We start from the raw sequence: 18,812 nt of genomic DNA, 5'->3' as shown, positions 1-18,812 counted from the left end.
TCTGTTCTCTGGTTATGGACTTGGGGCCTGAGAGGTGGGGAGAGGCGCAGAGAGTATTCGGCAATTTAGAGAATATTTGCCTTGAAAAGTCCGTGATTAGAAATGGCGCGAAGTCCGTAAACCCTTGCCACATATAGCCTGTAGCGCGGGGCGTAGGCAATAAAAAACCCCAACTGATAACAGTTGGGGTTTCGTATTTGGTGGAGACGGCGGGGATCGAACCCGCGTCCGTCAGCACTCTGCCATCGGCTCTACATGCTTAGATTCCGTTAATTAGTTTAACCTTCCACAGCCCAACGGGCAGGACGTGGTTGGCGAGCTCAGTAAAGTCTAACAAAACGACCCTGAGTAAGCCGTGTTGCGATCCTGTTCTCAGTGACAGTCAGTAGCGCGATACAGGCATCTTGCTAAGGACCGTTAGGGTCGAAACCCTAAAAGTGTTCTTTCACTGCTTACGCAGCTAGTTGAGCACCGTAGTTGTCATCGTTTGCAACTATATGTTTACAACTTTGATTTTACGAGATTAGTTGTCATCTCGACATGCACCTTTGGTTTTGTTACCAGCGTCGAAGCCATGTCGTCCCCAAGGTTAATCAAGTATATAGGGGCGCTGTGGCAAAGTTCAAGGGGGGATGGTTAAAAAAGAATATTTCAGTTTGATATAGGCTTCAATGCTATGAAGCCTAGTGATTTAACACAGAAGCAATGAGGGGCGGTTACAGGCTTTTTTGCATGGTGCGTTGCTTTTCACGGTTCCAGTCTTTTTCTTTCTCGGAAGCCCGTTTATCGTGTTGTTTCTTACCTGTTACCAGTGCTATTTCACATTTAACCAGGTTTCCACTCCAGTATAGCGCTAATGCGACGCAGCTTCGTCCTGTTTGGTTTATCTTGGTGGCGATTTTGCTGATCTGCTTTTTATTCAACAGTAGCTTTCGTGTTCTGGTTGGGTCGGCAACAACATGAGTGGAAGCGGCAGTTAATGGTGAGAAATGAGTGCCATGTAACCAGGCTTCTCCGTTTTTTATCATTACGAAGGCGTCGGTCAGTTGGGCCTTTCCTGCCCGCAGGCTTTTTACCTCCCAGCCAGTGAGTACCAGACCTGCTTCAAACTTCTCTTCTATGTGGTAATCGTGGCGCGCCTTTTTATTTTGGGCGATGGTTCCGCTGCCGAGACTACTTTTTTTCTTTTTTGCCATTGTCGTCTTTTATCTAGGAAATACTTAAAGAAGGAGGTGTATTGTAACGTAACCTCAATAATAATCATGTGATATTTTATAAAATATCGGCGTTAGGTGACTCGTTTCGCTGACTTTCAGATAAATTATCTTATAGAATTGCTGCCTTCTTTGTCTTTTGTCACTTATTGTTTATTGGGTCTTGATCGTTGGTGAGTATGAGGCATCTATATATGATCTCACAAGGATGTACAGCGAGGTTGCATGCTAGGTAAACACGAAACCATACATGGCTCATGGAATAGCCAGCTAACGTTTGTTCTTGCTGCCACAGGTGCAGCGGTAGGGCTGGCCAATCTCTGGAAATTCCCTTATTTAGCTGGCGTGCATGGCGGCGGGTTTATTATTGCCTACGCACTCTGTCTACTGCTGGTTGGCATTCCTGTGGTAATGGCCGAGGTCGCGCTTGGAAGGCAAGGGCGAAAAAGCCCCATTGGCAGTATCAATGCGCTAGTCGTTAGGGCTGGGTCGGCTCGTGCCTGGAAAAGCATTGGCATTTTAGCTGTGATTTCCGGTTTTTTAATTTTAACCTTGTACTCTGTTGTTGGTGGAATGGCGCTGGCATATGTGTTCTCTTCAGCTTTTGGCGAGTTTGTTGGTGGGCAGCCGGGTCAGGTTGTTGATGTTTTGCGCCGGTTAGAGTCCTCTCCCAGTTATTTTTCATCCTGGCATACACTGTTTTTGCTGCTAGTGGTTGTTGTACTGGCTCGAGGTGTTAATCGAGGTTTAGAAAAGGCGGCGAGAATTCTCTTTCCAATGATGGTTATTCTCATTTCGGTATTGTTGCTTTTCTCGATGCGCCACGGGGAGATGGAGCGAGCGGTTAATTTCTTGTTTACGTTGAGAAAGCTTACGCCTCAGGCATGGATGGACGCTCTGGGACATGCTTTTTTTACGCTGGGTATTGGCGCGGGTGCGATGATGGTTTATGGCGCCTATATGCCGGGCAGAGCTAAAATCGGACGCCTGATGCTAACGGTGGCTCTTCTTGATTTGCTTGTTGCGGTTGCTGCTGGGTTGGTTATTTTTCCTATCTTGTTTGTCGGCCATCTGGAGCCGATTGCTGGTTTTGGGTTGATCTTTCACTCGGCTCCGCTTGCTTATAGCACGCTGGAAGGCGGGCAGTTTATGAGTGTGATATTTTTTGTTTTGGTGACCTTTGCTGCATGGAGTTCAGCGATAGCTGTAATGGAACCCGCAGTCGCATGGTGTGTTGAAAAATTTAACGTTAATCGTCGATTTGCCACGCTGCTTGTTGCCATTGCCGCATGGGGGGTAGGGGTGGCGGCCATATTGTCCTTTAGTAGCTGGCAGCATGTTCAGTTATACGGGATTAATGTTTTTAATGGCTTGGATATTGTAACGTCACGGCTACTCTTGCCTGTGTGTGGTTTACTGATAGCGCTGTATGCTGGATGGTTTCTAAAGAAAGAGTTTATTGGGGAGCAGTTTGCCAATTATCAGTCATGGTTTTTTAGTTTATGGCGTTTGATTCTGAGGTGGTTTGCACCTTTGGCGGTGGTGACGATTTTCTTTGTTAACCTGTTTGAGCTTAGGCATGACCTATGTGAAAAAGACCATCGCAGAGCGTTTTGTTCTGCTGGTGTCGAGGTTTCTGCTGCTTCCACTTCGGTAAGTAAACCGACTCTTGATGAAGGGATAAATAGTGACGCTCATGAAGCGACAACCCCTTCACCTTCAGACTAGAGCGTGCTTCTACCGTTTCAGTGCTGCTTTTTAGATGAGATACTTGGAGAAAGCAGTTAGAATAGCCTCAGTATGTATTTTTAAGAAGGTGGGCATTGAGCATGCGCTAACAATTTATTAACCGCATGTTAGGCATGTTAAATATGCCAGATTGTACTTCCTCTGATTTTAAATGGTTCATGGTGTTGGTTTATTAATGGCTCATAGTATTGATCGAAGCGCGCTTGTGTTTCACTCCTCAGAGCGTATGTACAGTATCGTAAACGATATTACCTCTTACCCGATATTCCTCCCCTGGTGTTCTGACGCAAAGGTCGTGTCGCATGGAAATGGAGAGATGATTGCTACATTAGGGGTTGCTAAAGGCGCAATGCGGCAGCAATTTACGACAAGGAACTGCTTTGTTGAGCATAATGAAATCAAAATGGAGCTAGTTGAAGGGCCATTTCGCTACCTATCGGGTGCATGGCAATTTAAGCCACTCGAGACTACGGCGTGCAAGGTTATGCTTAAATTGGATTTTGATTTTGATAGCCAGCTGGCCAAAATGGCTTTAGCCTCGTTGTTTAATCAGGCTGCGAATACAATGGTTGATGCTTTTTGCAAGCGAGCGAATGAGGTCTATGGGAATTAGTAAGATAAAAGTGGAGGTTGCTTATGCAACCCCGGAAGAGCAGAAAATTATTGAACTTGATGTGATGGCGGGTACCTCTATGTACGATGCAGTAGAGCAGTCTGGCATCACCGAACTGTTTCCTCAGATAGATATCGACAAAGATAAAATGGGGATTTTTGGTAAGGCGGTTAAAAACCCGCGAGAGCATGAGTTGATAGAGGGGGATCGAGTTGAAATCTATCGCCCTCTGATTATCGACCCCAAACAAGCCAGGCTGAATAGAGCTGCAAAAAAGTAAGCTGCTACCTGCGCAGTTAAAGACGTGCTTAAACAGTTAAAGGTGTATCTAAATAGTTGAAGAAACACCTAGATACTTGCAGAAGGTTCTAAGCCGGTTAAGAGTCTCTGGGTATTTTTGGCTAAGTGCGTCTTTTTTATCGGCTAATAGGCAGGGTTTTTGTCTAGTAGTTCACCGGTAAAATGAGTGTATTTATCTTCTTCAAAATACACCGTGATAAGCTGGCGATCAGTTTTTTCACCTGCGTGCTGGTAGGTGTATGCGTAGTTTTCGTGGCTGTCGTCAAATACGTTGTCAACGAGTGGGTTGCCCAAAATAAAGTGTACTTGTCGTCTGTTCATGCCAGGCTTAAGCTGATCCAACATGTCTTGGGTGATAATGTTGCCTTGCTGGATGTTGATTTTATAGACACCAGGGAATGAGCACCCGATTGTGCCAAGTAGTAAAACGAGTGTAGGAATGAGTATTTTGAAACGGATTTTTTGCATCTGAAATTGAATTCCACTATCTTTGGCGAATCTTTTGAATGATACCTGAACTTGTCGGTAACTGCGATAATATATGCTGAGAGTTTTGCACGACTACTGCGCTCACAAATGCATCGTTAAAAAATGGCTCAAAATGCTCATTTATTACACATAAACTGCGCTTTTTCGTCATTTTTTGCCTTGTCTTTGCTTCGCTCATAACGTCGTGCAAAGCTCTCATGCTGCATCAGGTATGTAATTAAATAAAAATGTTGTTGGTGTATCAATATGGCTCCAGAAAATAGTGAATTGCGTAAGGCCGGATTAAAGGTCACGCTGCCGCGCGTAAAAATATTGAACATGCTAGAAAATGCAGATGACCACCATATGAGTGCCGAAGATGTCTATAAGGCGCTGTTGGATGCAGGGGAAGATGTGGGGTTGGCAACGGTTTATCGCGTACTGACCCAATTTGAAAGTGCAGGTCTAATCTTGCGGCATAACTTTGAAGGTGGGCATGCTGTGTTTGAGCTGGCAACTGACAGCCACCATGATCACATGGTATGCACGCAGTCGGGCAAGGTTATAGAGTTTTGTGACCCTATTATTGAGCGTCGACAGCATGAAATTGCCGAAGAGCATGGCTTTGAGTTGATAGACCATAGCCTTACGCTGTACGTTAAGCCTAAAAGTTAGCGTTTATTTACGATTTAGGTCTTCGCATATTTTAATATACGGGCGCGGCGTTCTGCTTATGCGCCCTCTGCTTCCATTTCTGGAATATTCAACATCTCCTGCGCGTGTGCCAGTGTTTGCTCAGTCATATTAATTCCGCCAAGCATGCGGGCGATCTCTTCGGTTCGAGAGCTTCCGTTAAGTATATTGATGCTTGAGTGTGTCTCTTTTTTGTTTGTTTTCTTGCTGACAAATAAATGATGATGGCCTTGAGATGCGACCTGAGGCTGGTGGGTGATGCATATGGCCTGGCCTTTTTCACCTAATGCTCTAAGCAGTCTTCCTACGACCTCGGCAGTGCCTCCGCCAATGCCTACATCGACCTCATCAAATACTAAGGTGGGGGTTGCTGATGTTTGTGCGGTAACGACTTGTATGGCCAGGCTGATGCGAGACAGTTCACCGCCAGATGCAACTTTATTGAGAGGCTTTGCGGGCTGGCCTGGGTTGGCGCTAACCAGGAATTCTATCTCTTCTTGTCCATGACGGGAAAACACGTCTTCTGGCAGAGGGGTGATTTGGGTAACAAACTTAACCGAAGGCATGCCTAGCTCGGCAAGTTGTGTGGTGATTTTTTTATCAAGCTTTTGTGCTGTTTTTATGCGTGCTTCACTTAGCTTATTGGCGGACTGAAGATATTCTCCCGCAAGTAGCGCTGTTTCTTCGGTCAGAATTTCAAGGTTTCCATCACCCTCTTCAAATGACTTTAACTCATTGATCAGTGTTTGATGCAGGGCTGGAAGTTCTTCGGGCGTTGTTCTATGTTTTCGGGCGAGCTCATAGGTGGAGCTTAATCGCTCATCCACTTCCTGCAAGCGAGCTGGGTCTATCTCAAAATGATCAACAAATCCTCTGATGCTATGGCTGGCTTCTTCCACTTGAATAAGCGCTTCAGATAGCAAGTTTTGCGCTTCGGAGAGCGCCTCATGCTTGACAGGTAAGGCTTCGAGTGCGCTCATTGCTAGCGATAATATTGATTGTGCGGTGGTGTCTCCTTCACTGCACAACTGCAATACTTCGTGGCCACTGTTTAGTAGCTGTTCTGCGTGGCTAAGCGACTGTTGTTCTTTTTCCAAGTCTGCCAGCTCACCTTCAGCAAGGCCTAACTCATTCAGTTCTTTTACCTGGTATTTCAGTAGTTGTAGTCTTGCATCCCGCTCATCCTGATTGCTCTTTAACTGTTCTAGTTTTTGCGCCTTCTCTGACCAGTGTTTGTAGTTTGTGGCTGTGCTATTAGCTAGCTTCTTGAGGTTGCCAAATTCATCAATTAACCGTCGATGCGTCTCTTTTTTTAACAGTGACTGGTGCTCGTGCTGGCTGTGAATGTCTATTAGCATTTCACCCACTTCGCGCAGGTTGCTCAGCGAGCTGGGTTGGCCGTTGATATAACCTCGTGATCGTCCTTCACTGGTAATAACTCTGCGTAGTATACAGTCGTGCTGGCTGTCGAGGTCGTTTCCGTTATCAAGATCGTTGTCTTTTAGCCATGCCTTGGCGCTTGGGATATTGCTAATATCAAAAACTGCGGATATGTCAGTTCTGTCGGCTCCGTGTCTGACCAGGCCGCTATCAGCTCTGTCTCCTAGTGTTAACCCTAGCGCGTCCAGGATTATTGATTTCCCTGCGCCAGTTTCGCCGGTGATTACACTCATGCCTTTTTCAAAAAACAGCTCAATATGATCTGCGATAGCCAAATTGTCCACTGTAAGCTGGGTTAGCATGGGGTGCTCCTTTTGTTTGCAAAAAACGGTTTGTAGAAAGCAGTTTTTGTGGAACGGTAAATTGAAAACTTATTAATATGTTTGGATGTACAGTAGTATGGCGAAAATTACTGGGTAGTCAATATTTGCATTTTAAAAAAAGATGAAATTTTTAGTGGTGAGATAAATTGGCTGCTAGTGAGCCCTTGAAAGTTCATTTGGTGAGCCCCATATACGGCACTTGAATTATTGATTTCGGTTTAACGGTTGAAGCGGGAGAGCACTGAATGAGTGTAGAAGAAGAAAAGGTTGAAAATAATCCTGAGCAGGATTCCCACGATCATGATGTGTTGGATGTTGAAGTCGAGCAGGGTGCTCAATCTGTAGATGATGTAGAAACAGAGGCAGACGTTACGCCAGAAGGAGAGAAGGATTGGCAGAAAGAAGCACTTTCACTTCAAGAGCAGATTTCTGAACTTAAAGATCAGGCTCTGAGAGCGACCGCCGATGCGCAGAATATTAGACGGCGGGCTGAGAAGGATGTTGAAAAGGCGCATAAGTTTGCACTGGAAAAATTCTCTAAAGAGCTTTTGCCTGTCGTAGATGGCCTGGAAAAAACAATTGAAAGCAGTCAGGCAGAAGAAGGCGAGAAAAACGCCTTGGTAGAGGGGGTCGAAATGACCTTGTCGATACTGATTGCTGGTCTTAAAAAGTTTAGCGTGGAGCAGGTCAATCCGGTCGGAGAGCCTTTTGACCCTGCACTCCATGAAGCAATGTCTATGATAGATGCGCCTGACGCGGAGCCGAACTCCGTTATTGCGGTGATTCAAAAAGGTTACACATTGAATGGCCGACTAATTCGCCCTGCAATGGTTATGGTTGCAAAAGGTACAGGAAAAATCGACGAAAAGGCTTGAAAAAAAATATTTGATGCCAATATAAGGCAGTAATCCAATTGAGTCTGGCATTTGGAACGAAAGATAAGCGGACGTTTATTGGAAGCTATTTTGGGTTGCCAGTGTATTCAGGTTTTAAAGTTACCAGAGTATTCAGGTTCTAAATTAGTTGGTGTCGTGGAAATGCTTAAGACATAGAAAATAGGATGCACACAGCGTAGAGGGTGTGTCCCAAATGAATAGAGTTATTACGAATTAGGTTTGGAGTATATAAATGGGCAAGATTATAGGTATCGATTTAGGAACAACCAACTCATGTGTTGCAATCCTGGATGGTGATAAAGCACGCGTAATTGAAAACGCTGAGGGTGATCGTACCACGCCATCTATTGTTGCTTACACCGACGACGAAACGTTAGTAGGTCAGTCTGCTAAGCGTCAGTCAGTGACAAACCCAAACAACACGCTGTTTGCAATCAAGCGCCTAATTGGCCGTCGTTTTGAAGATGATGTTGTACAGAAAGATATCAAAATGGTTCCGTACAAAATCACCAAGGCAGATAACGGTGATGCGTGGGTTGATATAAAAGGTGACAAAAAGGCACCACCTCAAGTGTCTGCTGAAATTCTTAAGAAAATGAAGAAGACAGCAGAAGACTTCTTGGGTGAGTCAGTCAGTGAGGCGGTTATCACCGTTCCTGCTTACTTTAATGACTCCCAGCGTCAAGCGACAAAAGATGCGGGCCGTATTGCAGGGCTGGATGTTAAGCGTATTATTAACGAGCCAACAGCGGCGGCGCTGGCATACGGTTTAGATAAGCGTGGTGGCGACTCTACCGTTGCGGTTTATGACCTTGGTGGTGGTACGTTTGATATTTCGATTATCGAAATTGCCGATGTAGATGGTGAAATGCAGTTTGAAGTATTGGCAACCAATGGTGACACATTCCTGGGTGGTGAAGACTTCGACTTGCGTTTGATCGAGCACCTTGCGTCAGAATTCAAAAAAGATAGCGGTATTGACTTAACAGGTGACCCACTTGCAATGCAGCGCTTAAAAGAAGCCGCTGAAAAGGCAAAAGTAGAGCTTTCAAGCTCTCAGCAAACGGATGTTAATCTGCCTTACATTACTGCTGATCAAACTGGCCCTAAGCACCTTAACGTTAAGGTTACGCGTGCGAAGCTTGAGTCACTGGTTGAAGAGTTGGTTACCCGCAGCTTAGAGCCATGCAAAATGGCCCTTAAAGATTCTGGCCTAAGTGCTTCCGAGATCGATGAAGTGATTTTGGTTGGTGGTCAGTCTCGTATGCCTATGGTTCAGGAGCAGGTTCAAAAGTTCTTTGGTAAGGAGCCTCGTAAGGATGTTAACCCTGATGAAGCGGTTGCAATCGGTGCGGCTATCCAGGCGGGTGTATTATCAGGTGACGTAACAGACGTATTGTTGCTGGATGTTACTCCTCTGACTTTGGGTATTGAAACAATGGGTGGTGTTGCAACGCCTCTGATCGACAAGAACACAACTATTCCTTCGAAGAAGTCTCAGGTGTTCTCGACGGCAGAAGATAACCAGTCTGCAGTAACAATCCATGTTGTTCAGGGTGAGCGTAAGCAAGCGGCGCAAAACAAGTCGCTGGGTCGATTCGACTTGGCAGACATTCCTCCAGCGCCACGAGGCATGCCTCAGATTGAAGTTACTTTTGATATCGATGCGAACGGTATTCTGAACGTATCGGCAAAAGATAAAGCAACAGGCAAAGAGCAGTCTATCGTCATTAAGGCGTCTTCTGGTCTGTCTGATGACGAAGTGGAAAGCATGGTTCAAGATGCTGAAAGTCATGCAGAAGAAGATCGTAAGTTCGAAGAGCTGATTACTGTTCGAAACCAGGCTGATGGTATGATTCACGCCGTGAAGAAAACCTTGGAAGAAGCGGGCGACAAAGCCACTGCTGAAGAGAAAGAGCAGATTGAAACTGCAATAAGCGAACTTGAGGAAGCCATTAAGGGTGACGATAAGGATGATATCGAAGCCAAAACTCAGAAATTGACTGAGGCTTCTTCCAAGTTGGCTGAGAAAATGTATGCCGAGCAGGCTCAGTCTGCTGAAGGTGCGCAAGCAGCACCAGAAGGAGAAAGTGCTCAATCACAAGATGATGTGGTTGATGCTGAGTTTGAAGAGGTTAAAGAAGATAAGCAGTAAATTAAAGACTTGGCCGCTCGTATATCGAGCGGCAACGGTCTGATGTATACTGTGTAGCACAACGCGGGGGTTTTCTCCCGCGTTGTGCTATAGGGCAAATAAAGATTTAATGTGGTTTTGGGTATTGCTTAGTGCGGTTCCTGAAGCTGCCAGAACCGAAGCGCAGCAGAGCAGCTATGTCAAAGAGAGATTATTACGAGGTTCTCGGAGTATCAAAGTCCGCGGACGAAAAAGAAGTTAAAAAAGCCTATCGACGACTGGCGATGAAATTCCATCCTGATCGAAACTCTGATGATCAGAATGCCGAGGAAAAGTTCAAAGAGGCGACTGAAGCCTATGAAATCCTCTCTGACTCGGAGAAGCGAGCAGCGTATGATCAATTTGGTCATGCGGGTGTTGATGGAAGTGCCGGTGGAGGCTTTGGCGGCGGAAGCGGTAATTTCAGTGATATTTTTGGTGACGTTTTTGGGGATATCTTCGGTGGCGGAGGTGGCGGTGGCCGCAGCCGAACCACTCGAGGTGCAGATCTAAGATATACCTTGGATCTTGACTTGGAAGATGCAGTTAAAGGTACAACGGTAAAAATTCGGGTGCCTACACAGGTTAATTGTACTGAGTGTGATGGCAGTGGTGCGGAGAAAGGCTCCAAACCAGAGACTTGTGGAACTTGTCATGGTGCGGGTCAGGTGCGTATGCAACAGGGGTTCTTCTCTGTGCAGCAGACTTGCCCTCATTGCCGAGGACGGGGCAAGGTTATCAAGAAGCCTTGTAAGAGTTGCCATGGTGCAGGTCTGAAAGAAGAGCAGAAGACGCTTTCTGTTAAAGTGCCTGCGGGTGTTGATACCGGTGACAGAATTCGCTTGGCTGGAGAGGGTGAAGCTGGAGCGCAAGGTGGCCCAGCGGGTGACTTGTATGTGCAGATTGCGGTTCGAGAGCACCCTATCTTTGTGAGAGATGGTAAAAACCTGTATTGCGATGTACCTATAACATTTGTTGATGCCGCATTGGGTGGTGAGCTTGAAGTGCCTACCTTGAATGGCCGTGTTAAGCTGAAGATACCGGCTGAGACTCAGACGGGTAAGTTATTCCGTTTGCGGGGTAAGGGGGTTGCTCCTGTTCGTGGTGGGGGTGCTGGTGACCTGTTATGTAGAGTAACAGTGGAAACGCCTGTCAACTTGAGTAAGAAGCAGAAAGATATGCTGAAAGAGCTTCAGGCTACCATGGAGTCTGGCGGCGATAGTCAGCATGCACCTCATAAGCACTCCTGGTTTGAGGGTGTTAAAAACTTTTTTGAAGATATGAAGTTTTAGTGTGGGGCTTAGGTTTTAGATTGTAGAAACAAAAGAATCGGGGCTAGGACGCCCCGTTTTTTTGGCCTGTTAAATGGTTGTTCTATTGAGCGATTGATCAATTAATAGTTTGTTGATTTTTATTGAAGAGAGTTTGAACTTATGCGTGTAGCGGTGATTGGTGCGGCAGGTCGAATGGGCAAGATTTTGGTTGAGGCCTCGGTTTTGGCGGATGACGTGGATTTTTCTGCTGCGATTGTGAGTCCGGGGAGTTCTCTGGTTGGTGTTGATGTAGGTGAGTTGGCCGGCGTGGGTAAGCAGGGCGTTTTGGCGTCAGATGATATTGAGTCTGTTGCGGATCAGTTTGATGTGCTGATCGATTTTACATCGCCAGAACTGACAATGCGCAACGTCGAGGTTTGCCGACGCTTGGGTAAGAAAATAGTTATTGGTACAACAGGGTTGACGGACGAGCAAAAAGCGCAGTTGGCGTCAGCCGCCAAAGATATTGCGATTGTTTTTGCGCCTAATATGAGTGTTGGCGTAAACCTGACGTTTAAGTTGCTTGAGTTGGCGGCCAAGGTGCTGGGAGATGATGTTGATATCGAAATCGTTGAGGCTCATCATCGCCACAAAAAGGATGCGCCGTCCGGAACTGCTTTAAGAATGGGGGAGGTTGTCGCGGATACTCTAGGTCGAGACCTAAAAGAATGTGCTGTCTATGGTCGAGAGGGAATTACTGGTGAGCGGGATGGCAAGACAATTGGTTTCGAGACGATTCGTGCAGGTGATATTGTTGGAGAGCATACCGTTATGTTTGCCGGGCTTGGTGAAAGGGTTGAAATAACGCATAAGGCCAGTAGTCGTATGACGTTTGCTAAAGGGGCTGTTCGCGCATCTTCATGGCTTGCCTCTCATAAGGCTGGGTTGTTTGATATGCAGGATGTTCTTGATTTGCATTAAGGGTGACCCTGGGTTCTACCCTGTCACAGCAAAAGAGTTAATTGTTTCGTGGACATAATAGTGTGAAAACAGTAAAATGATAAAGTTTGAGTGTGGTTAAGATCCCTTGGTTTGGGTCGATTCACATGCTCTGGTTCAATTAAATGCGCAATGTGTAAGCCGTATATGAACTGTTACTGGAATTCATAATAAAAGCGAGATGAGGTTTTTACCTCATCTCGCTTTTTTACAAATTGAATCGGTGTTTTATAAGCCCTGGCCAATCGATTTAAAGAGGAAATGGCGTTGACTAAACCTGCAATTCTTGCCCTTGAAGATGGAAGTATCTTTAAGGGGGTTTCTATCGGTGCAAATGGGCAATCTAGCGGAGAAGTGGTATTTAACACATCCATGACCGGTTATCAGGAAATTCTGACTGACCCATCTTATGCCCGCCAGATTGTAACCCTGACCTATCCACATATCGGTAATACAGGGGTTAATTCTGAAGATATTGAATCTGAGTCTATATCGGCGGCCGGATTAGTGATTCGAGATTTACCTCTATTAGCGAGCAATTGGCGTTCAGAAAAATCACTGGATGCTTATCTGACAGAAAATAATATTGTTGCCATTGCTGATATCGATACTCGCCGTTTAACACGTATTCTTCGTGAAAAAGGCGCACTTAATGGTTGCATTATTGCTGGCGACAATCTTACAGAAGATGCAGCCTTAAGTGCGGCGAAGGAGTTTCCCGGGTTAAAGGGGATGGATCTGGCTAAAGAGGTTACCCGATCTGATATTTCCACTTGGGATGAGTCCAGCTGGGATTTGGTGACTGGCTACGGCAAGAATAGTGATGAGTCTTACCATGTGGTCGCTTATGACTTCGGTGTTAAGCACAATATACTAAGAATGCTGGCTGACCGCGGCTGTCGCTTAACAGTGGTTCCAGCGCAAACGCCAGCTGCAGACGTACTGGCGATGAACCCGGATGGTGTATTCCTTTCAAATGGCCCAGGTGACCCCGAGCCTTGCGATTATGCGATTGCGGCGATAAAGGAAATCCTGTCAGCGAAAGTACCTGTTTTTGGTATTTGTCTCGGGCATCAGTTGCTGGCGCTGGCTAGCGGTGCGCAGACGTTGAAAATGAAGTTTGGTCATCATGGCGCTAACCATCCTGTGCAGTGTCTGGCGGATGGAACGGTAATGATCACCAGTCAGAACCATGGTTTTGCGGTTGATGAAGCATCGTTGCCCGATCATATTGAGGCAACGCACAAGTCACTGTTTGATGGCTCGCTGCAAGGTATTCGAAGAACGGATACGCCTGCATTTAGTTTTCAGGGACACCCTGAAGCAAGCCCTGGACCGCATGATGTTGCGCCACTATTTGACCAGTTTATTGAGTCGATTAAAGCGTTCCGTGAATAGCTATTTAGCTGCTGATTGCTTGAGTCATTGACTTAACGAATATACGCCGTCTTCTCGTGCTTGTTCATGGGTTTTGATAGCAACGTTTATTGACTAGGGGAAGCTATAACCGCTTACTCCTGGATTAAAACAGATATAGATGGATTGAATTCTATGCCAAAGCGTACCGACCTTAAGAGTATTTTGATTTTGGGTGCTGGCCCTATTGTTATTGGTCAGGCCTGTGAATTTGACTATTCTGGAGCGCAGGCTTGTAAAGCTCTTAGAGAAGAGGGTTATCGGGTTATTCTGGTTAACTCGAACCCTGCGACGATAATGACTGACCCGGCGATGGCAGACTCTACATATATAGAGCCCATTACGTGGAAGACTGTTGAGAAAATTATAGAGAAAGAGCGTCCCGATGCTGTCCTGCCGACGATGGGTGGGCAGACTGCGCTTAACTGTGCCTTGGATTTAGAGCGCCATGGTGTGCTTGAGAAATACAATGTTGAAATGATTGGCGCAGATGCAGATGCTATTGATAAGGCTGAAGATCGAGAGCGGTTTGATAAAGCGATGAAGGCTATTGGTCTGAGTACGCCGCGATCAGCTATTGCTCACAGCATGGAGGAGTCGTTTCAGGTTCTTGATAACCTTGGCTTCCCTTGCATTATTAGACCTTCCTTTACCATGGGAGGAACCGGAGGCGGGATCGCCTACAACCGGGATGAGTTCGAAGAGATTTGTGCCAGAGGGTTGGATCTTTCACCGACCAGCGAACTTCTTATCGATGAATCACTGATTGGTTGGAAAGAGTATGAAATGGAGGTGGTTCGTGATCGTAATGACAACTGTATCATCGTTTGTGCGATCGAGAATTTTGATGCCATGGGGGTTCACACTGGCGATTCCATTACCGTTGCACCTGCTCAAACGCTGACCGATAAAGAATACCAGATCATGCGTAACGCATCGTTGGCGGTGCTTAGAGAAATCGGTATCGAAACGGGAGGGTCTAACGTTCAGTTTGGTATTAATCCTAAAGATGGGCGCATGGTCATTATCGAGATGAACCCGCGTGTATCGCGTTCGTCGGCGTTGGCTTCAAAAGCGACAGGCTTCCCAATCGCCAAGATCGCAGCTAAGTTGGCAGTGGGTTATACCCTGGATGAACTACAGAATGATATTACAGGAGGGGCGACTCCGGCGTCATTCGAACCTTCTATCGATTATGTTGTTACCAAAATTCCTCGTTTTACTTTTGAAAAGTTCCCTCAATCTGACCAGCGCCTAACCACTCAGATGAAGTCGGTGGGTGAGGTGATGGCTATTGGGCGAACATTCCAGGAATCCATTCAAAAGGCATTGAGAGGGCTTGAGGTTGGTGCTTCAGGCTTTGACCCCAAACAAGATCTATCTGCTGAAGATGTTCGTGAAAGCCTTATCCGTGAGATGAAGACGCCAAGTGCGGAGCGCGTCTGGTATGTTGGCGATGCATTTAGGGCTGGGATGACGGTAGAAGAAATCTATGAGTACTCCGGTATTGACCCATGGTACCTGGTTCAGATTCAGGACTTAATTCAGGATGAAGCCAAGGTTGCTCAGCTGGGTAAAGCTGAGATGACGCAGGAGCTAGTGTATAAGCTTAAGCGCAAGGGCTTCTCGGATTCCCGTTTGGCAACATTGATGGATGTGTCGGAAAAAGAGTTCAGAAAACTCCGTCATGACTTAAATGTTCGCCCCGTCTACAAGCGAGTTGATACCTGTGCAGCTGAGTTTGCATCGTCGACGGCTTACATGTACTCAACGTATGAAGAAGAGTGTGAAGCTGACGCAACGGATCGGGAAAAAATCGTTGTAATCGGCGGTGGGCCAAACAGAATTGGTCAGGGCATTGAATTTGACTACTGTTGTGTTCATGCGGCCCTCGCGATGAAAGAAGATGGCTATGAAGCTATCATGATTAACTGTAACCCCGAGACAGTTTCAACTGACTATGATACCTCTGACAGGCTCTATTTTGAGCCCATTACGCTGGAAGATGTGTTAGAAATCATTGATCTGGAAAAGCCAAAAGGGGTTATTGTTCACTATGGTGGTCAGACACCTCTAAAATTGGCTCGTGGCCTGGAAGAGGCTGGTGTTCCAATCATTGGTACGTCTCCAGACGCGATAGATAGAGCAGAAGACCGAGAGCGTTTTCAGCGAATGATTCAGCGACTGAATATTCTTCAGCCGCCAAATGCGACAGTAAGAAGTCTCGAAGAGGGTGTTATTGCAGCCAAGGAAATTGGTTATCCTTTGGTTGTTAGGCCTTCTTATGTGTTGGGTGGTCGCGCTATGGAGATTGTCTATAGTGAAGCTGAGCTGACTAAATATATGCGTGAGGCGGTAAGTGTCTCGAATGATAGTCCGGTATTACTGGATCACTTTCTCAATGCCGCTATTGAGGTCGATATTGATGCGGTGAGTGACGGTAAACAGGTTGTGATCGGCTCTATTATGCAGCATATTGAGCAGGCGGGTGTCCACTCGGGTGACTCTGCGTGTTCACTGCCTCCTTATACGCTGGCAAATGACGTTCAGGATGAGATGCGCGAAATTGTTAAGCGTATGGCGTTGGAGTTGGGCGTTGTCGGTTTGATGAATGTTCAGTTGGCTTACCAGGATGGCGAGATTTACGTTATTGAAGTAAATCCGCGAGCATCGAGAACGGTTCCGTTTGTGTCAAAAGCAATTGGTGTGTCGCTGGCTAAAGTGGCAGCGCGTTGCATGGCGGGTGTTTCTCTTGAGGAGCAGGGGTTCACAAAAGAGATTATTCCTTCTCACTTTAGCGTGAAAGAATCTGTTTTTCCTTTCAATAAGTTTCAAGGGGTTGACCCTATTCTTGGGCCAGAGATGAAGTCGACTGGTGAAGTAATGGGGATTGGTGACAGCTTCGATGAGGCTTTCGCGAAAGGTGCGCTGGCGGCTGGAGAAATCTTGCCAACAGGGGGATCTGTCTTCATTAGTGTTCGTGATGCGGATAAGGCGGCAGCTGTTGCGTTGGGGAATGATCTTGTTGAAGCTGGCTTCAAGCTGGTTGCTACGAGCGGAACGGCCAAAGCGTTAAAGGATGCTGGTCTTGATGTTACGCCGATCAATAAAGTTAATGAGGGTCGCCCTCATATTGTTGATGCAATCAAAAATGACGAGATTGACTTGATCATCAATACCACAGAGGGGCGTAGAGCAATTGCTGACTCTTCTCAGATTCGTCAGTCTGCATTGCAGCACAAGGTGACTTATACCACTACGTTGGCGGGCGGCGAAGCGTTCTGTAGAGCAATTAAGTTCGGTCCTGAGAAGCTGGTTAGGCGTCTTCAAGATCTGCACTAGCGTATCGCAAGCCTGGGAGTTGTTTTAAGCAAGCTCTCGGAGCCTCACTTGATATCCTCAAGTGAGGCTTTTGTATTTTATGTCTTACTAATTTATAAAGCCGCCCTCTGTATTGTGTTGTGTGTTAAAGGGGCGCATTTTCAAGGTTGAATTAAAATGAATAGAATCCCAATGACTGTTAAGGGCGAAAAAGCCCTTCGTGAAGAAGTGCAAAAACTAAAAACAGAGGAGCGTCCAAAAGTTATCGAGGCGATAGCGGAGGCTCGGGCTCACGGTGATCTTAAAGAAAATGCAGAGTACCATGCTGCAAGAGAGCAACAGAGCTTTATTGAAGGGAGAATTTTAGAGATTGAATCAAAGCTCTCTCATGCTCAGGTCATTGATGTTACAAAAATCGACAAGAGTGGGAAGGTTATTTTCGGTACGACTGTTAACCTGATTAATGTTGATACGGATGAAGAGCTTTGCTATCAAATTGTTGGGGATGATGAGGCAGATATAAAAGCTGGAAAAATCTCAGTTTCTTCGCCTATTGCGCGTGCCTTGATTGGTAAGGAAGAGGGTGAAATTGTTCCTGTGCAGATACCTAGCGGTTTGGTTGAATATGAGATTGATGAGGTTTTACACGTATAGCCCTGGTTGTTTCTCTGGCGAAGGTAGGCTGATAGCTCAGTCAAAGAGGATGTGCACCCAATATGCAGCACGTCCTCTTAGTAATATGAGGTTGTTGGATTAATCTAAAGCAGGATTATCTAAGTAGGTTTGATAGCTTAGGGTTTGGCTGTTCCGCTTTTCGTAGAATTATTGCAATCTTTCCAATGGTTTGAACCAGTGTTGATTGAGTTTGCTCACAAAGCTCTTCAATAACGGCAGCTCTATCATCACGATCATTGAACGCAATCTTAACTTTAATTAACTCGTGGTCATCCAGTGCTCGATTGAGCTCTTGTAGCAAGCCCTCGCCAAGGCCTTTTTCGCCGACAATGATGACAGGGCTAAGTGAGTGTGCAATGGCACGGTATTGCTTTTTTTGCGCGGCGGTTAGGGTCATCTTTGTCTCTCTTAAATTTCTGCGGTTGATATCTTGAATGCGTTTAATATGGCTTCACAAAAATACGCTGTTCAAAAATATCATTATCTTTCGGGATTGGCGCTATTCTATCAGTTGTGGGCAAATGGTTAAATCAAATCAGTGTCTGATTGTTTGTATGGGGTTTTAAAATATGGCTCGTTCCAAGTCTAGTTCTCAGTGGTTAAAAGAGCACTTTGATGACCCGTATGTAAAGCTATCGCAAAAAGAGGGGTATCGTACCCGTGCGAGCTATAAGCTGATTGAGCTGCACAAAAAAGACCGGCTTTTTAAGCCTGGAATGACGGTTGTTGATTTGGGCGCGGCTCCGGGAGGTTGGTCTCAAGTTGCGATTAGGTATGTTGGTGATAAAGGTCGAGTAGTGGCAAGTGATATATTGCCTATGGACTCTATAGCGGGGGTTGATTTTGTTCAAGGCGATTTTACAGAACAAGAACCCTTTGACCGTATCCTTAATTTATTAGGTGATCAGAAGGCAGACCTTGTAATTTCAGATATGGCCCCCAATATGAGTGGTTCAGCATCTGTTGATATTCCTCGGGCGATGTATTTGGTTGAGTTGGCACTGGATATGGCTGATCAAGTGCTAAAACCAGGCGGAACTTTCGTGGCGAAAGTGTTTCAGGGCGAGGGTTTTGATGGATTGATCAAGCAGATGCGAGAGAAGTACAAAAAAGTCTATAGCAGAAAGCCTGATGCTTCTCGGGCAAGGTCGAGAGAAGTTTATCAAATAGGTGCAGGGTTTAAAGGGTAATAAATTTATTTATTTTAATGTTTGTGAACTGGCTTGGCTGACCAACATGTAGTATGTTTGGAAGCTCTAAATGTAATGAATTTTTAAAA

General features: G+C 45.9%; 16 protein-coding genes and 1 other RNA gene. 12 read left to right on the top strand and 5 right to left on the bottom strand.

The window, feature by feature from the left end:
* Positions 1-198: 198 nt before the first annotated feature.
* Both ssrA and smpB read right to left on the bottom strand, forming a co-directional pair.
* Positions 199-585, bottom strand: a transfer-messenger RNA (tmRNA) gene (ssrA, locus tag MY523_RS13265).
* 131 nt (positions 586-716) lie between these two features.
* Complete coding sequence (smpB, locus tag MY523_RS13260) at positions 717-1,196, bottom strand: SsrA-binding protein SmpB (RefSeq protein ID WP_250655174.1); 480 nt, start codon at positions 1,194-1,196, stop codon at positions 717-719.
* 243 nt (positions 1,197-1,439) lie between these two features.
* Between smpB and MY523_RS13255 the strand changes: the two genes are divergently transcribed.
* The 3 genes from MY523_RS13255 (at position 1,440) to MY523_RS13245 (ending at position 3,856) form a co-directional block, all read left to right on the top strand.
* Positions 1,440-2,942: a sodium-dependent transporter gene (locus MY523_RS13255; RefSeq protein ID WP_250655173.1), complete on the top strand. Its 1,503-nt coding sequence runs from the start codon at positions 1,440-1,442 to the stop codon at positions 2,940-2,942.
* A gap of 196 nt (positions 2,943-3,138) precedes the next feature.
* Positions 3,139-3,576, top strand: a complete 438-nt coding sequence (locus MY523_RS13250) for a type II toxin-antitoxin system RatA family toxin (RefSeq protein WP_250655172.1) — start codon at positions 3,139-3,141, stop codon at positions 3,574-3,576.
* Complete coding sequence (locus MY523_RS13245) at positions 3,566-3,856, top strand: RnfH family protein (protein WP_250655171.1); 291 nt, start codon at positions 3,566-3,568, stop codon at positions 3,854-3,856. The genes MY523_RS13250 and MY523_RS13245 overlap by 11 nt, the downstream gene beginning before the upstream one ends.
* A gap of 143 nt (positions 3,857-3,999) precedes the next feature.
* Here the strand turns inward: MY523_RS13245 and MY523_RS13240 are convergent, their stop codons facing one another.
* On the bottom strand, positions 4,000-4,344 hold the full coding sequence (locus MY523_RS13240) for an outer membrane protein assembly factor BamE (protein ID WP_250655170.1): 345 nt from the start codon (positions 4,342-4,344) through the stop codon (positions 4,000-4,002).
* 267 nt (positions 4,345-4,611) lie between these two features.
* Here MY523_RS13240 and fur point away from each other — a divergent pair, with 267 nt between their 5' ends.
* Entirely contained in the window at positions 4,612-5,019 is a 408-nt protein-coding gene (fur, locus tag MY523_RS13235) for a ferric iron uptake transcriptional regulator (protein WP_250655169.1), read from the top strand.
* A 56-nt stretch (positions 5,020-5,075) separates the two neighbouring features.
* Here the strand turns inward: fur and recN are convergent, their stop codons facing one another.
* Positions 5,076-6,779 (bottom strand): DNA repair protein RecN, encoded by a 1,704-nt coding sequence (gene recN, locus MY523_RS13230; RefSeq protein WP_250655168.1) that lies wholly within the window; start codon positions 6,777-6,779, stop codon positions 5,076-5,078.
* Between the two features lie 266 nt (positions 6,780-7,045).
* Here recN and grpE point away from each other — a divergent pair, with 266 nt between their 5' ends.
* From grpE to greA, 7 genes are all read left to right on the top strand, one after another.
* Positions 7,046-7,675 (top strand): nucleotide exchange factor GrpE, encoded by a 630-nt coding sequence (gene grpE, locus MY523_RS13225; RefSeq protein WP_250655167.1) that lies wholly within the window; start codon positions 7,046-7,048, stop codon positions 7,673-7,675.
* Between the two features lie 253 nt (positions 7,676-7,928).
* Positions 7,929-9,851, top strand: a complete 1,923-nt coding sequence (gene dnaK, locus MY523_RS13220; protein ID WP_250655166.1) for a molecular chaperone DnaK — start codon at positions 7,929-7,931, stop codon at positions 9,849-9,851.
* A gap of 176 nt (positions 9,852-10,027) precedes the next feature.
* The gene (gene dnaJ / locus MY523_RS13215; RefSeq protein ID WP_250655165.1) at positions 10,028-11,161 is read left to right on the top strand and encodes a molecular chaperone DnaJ; all 1,134 of its coding nucleotides are present in this window, start codon (positions 10,028-10,030) and stop codon (positions 11,159-11,161) included.
* Between the two features lie 141 nt (positions 11,162-11,302).
* A complete protein-coding gene (dapB, locus tag MY523_RS13210; RefSeq protein ID WP_250655164.1) occupies positions 11,303-12,103 on the top strand; it encodes a 4-hydroxy-tetrahydrodipicolinate reductase in 801 nt (266 codons plus the stop codon).
* A 285-nt stretch (positions 12,104-12,388) separates the two neighbouring features.
* Entirely contained in the window at positions 12,389-13,519 is a 1,131-nt protein-coding gene (carA, locus tag MY523_RS13205; protein ID WP_250655163.1) for a glutamine-hydrolyzing carbamoyl-phosphate synthase small subunit, read from the top strand.
* A 153-nt stretch (positions 13,520-13,672) separates the two neighbouring features.
* The gene (gene carB / locus MY523_RS13200; protein WP_250655162.1) at positions 13,673-16,879 is read left to right on the top strand and encodes a carbamoyl-phosphate synthase large subunit; all 3,207 of its coding nucleotides are present in this window, start codon (positions 13,673-13,675) and stop codon (positions 16,877-16,879) included.
* 156 nt (positions 16,880-17,035) lie between these two features.
* Positions 17,036-17,512, top strand: a complete 477-nt coding sequence (gene greA, locus MY523_RS13195; protein WP_250655161.1) for a transcription elongation factor GreA — start codon at positions 17,036-17,038, stop codon at positions 17,510-17,512.
* A gap of 115 nt (positions 17,513-17,627) precedes the next feature.
* Here the strand turns inward: greA and yhbY are convergent, their stop codons facing one another.
* Positions 17,628-17,930 carry a ribosome assembly RNA-binding protein YhbY gene (gene yhbY / locus MY523_RS13190; protein WP_250655160.1) on the bottom strand — a complete coding sequence of 101 codons (303 nt, stop codon included), beginning with the start codon at positions 17,928-17,930 and terminating at the stop codon, positions 17,628-17,630.
* A gap of 172 nt (positions 17,931-18,102) precedes the next feature.
* Here yhbY and rlmE point away from each other — a divergent pair, with 172 nt between their 5' ends.
* On the top strand, positions 18,103-18,723 hold the full coding sequence (gene rlmE, locus MY523_RS13185) for a 23S rRNA (uridine(2552)-2'-O)-methyltransferase RlmE (protein ID WP_250655159.1): 621 nt from the start codon (positions 18,103-18,105) through the stop codon (positions 18,721-18,723).
* Positions 18,724-18,812: the final 89 nt, after the last annotated feature.

This window comes from Alkalimarinus coralli (genome assembly GCF_023650515.1).
Lineage (GTDB): Bacteria > Pseudomonadota > Gammaproteobacteria > Pseudomonadales > Oleiphilaceae > Alkalimarinus > Alkalimarinus coralli.
This window is presented reverse-complemented; position numbering and strand designations above follow the sequence as displayed.

Bases quoted from the DNA above. Each gene is read 5' to 3' on its own strand.
- fur (WP_250655169.1), top strand. From the start codon at position 4,612: ATGGCTCCAGAAAATAGTGAATTGCGTAAGGCCGGATTAAAGGTCACG.
- MY523_RS13240 (WP_250655170.1), bottom strand. From the start codon at position 4,344: ATGCAAAAAATCCGTTTCAAAATACTCATTCCTACACTCGTTTTACTA.
- dapB (WP_250655164.1), top strand. From the start codon at position 11,303: ATGCGTGTAGCGGTGATTGGTGCGGCAGGTCGAATGGGCAAGATTTTG.
- MY523_RS13255 (WP_250655173.1), top strand. From the start codon at position 1,440: ATGCTAGGTAAACACGAAACCATACATGGCTCATGGAATAGCCAGCTA.
- dnaK (WP_250655166.1), top strand. From the start codon at position 7,929: ATGGGCAAGATTATAGGTATCGATTTAGGAACAACCAACTCATGTGTT.
- smpB (WP_250655174.1), bottom strand. From the start codon at position 1,196: ATGGCAAAAAAGAAAAAAAGTAGTCTCGGCAGCGGAACCATCGCCCAA.
- recN (WP_250655168.1), bottom strand. From the start codon at position 6,779: ATGCTAACCCAGCTTACAGTGGACAATTTGGCTATCGCAGATCATATT.
- dnaJ (WP_250655165.1), top strand. From the start codon at position 10,028: ATGTCAAAGAGAGATTATTACGAGGTTCTCGGAGTATCAAAGTCCGCG.
- MY523_RS13250 (WP_250655172.1), top strand. From the start codon at position 3,139: ATGGCTCATAGTATTGATCGAAGCGCGCTTGTGTTTCACTCCTCAGAG.
- carB (WP_250655162.1), top strand. From the start codon at position 13,673: ATGCCAAAGCGTACCGACCTTAAGAGTATTTTGATTTTGGGTGCTGGC.
- rlmE (WP_250655159.1), top strand. From the start codon at position 18,103: ATGGCTCGTTCCAAGTCTAGTTCTCAGTGGTTAAAAGAGCACTTTGAT.
- MY523_RS13245 (WP_250655171.1), top strand. From the start codon at position 3,566: ATGGGAATTAGTAAGATAAAAGTGGAGGTTGCTTATGCAACCCCGGAA.
- greA (WP_250655161.1), top strand. From the start codon at position 17,036: ATGAATAGAATCCCAATGACTGTTAAGGGCGAAAAAGCCCTTCGTGAA.
- grpE (WP_250655167.1), top strand. From the start codon at position 7,046: ATGAGTGTAGAAGAAGAAAAGGTTGAAAATAATCCTGAGCAGGATTCC.
- yhbY (WP_250655160.1), bottom strand. From the start codon at position 17,930: ATGACCCTAACCGCCGCGCAAAAAAAGCAATACCGTGCCATTGCACAC.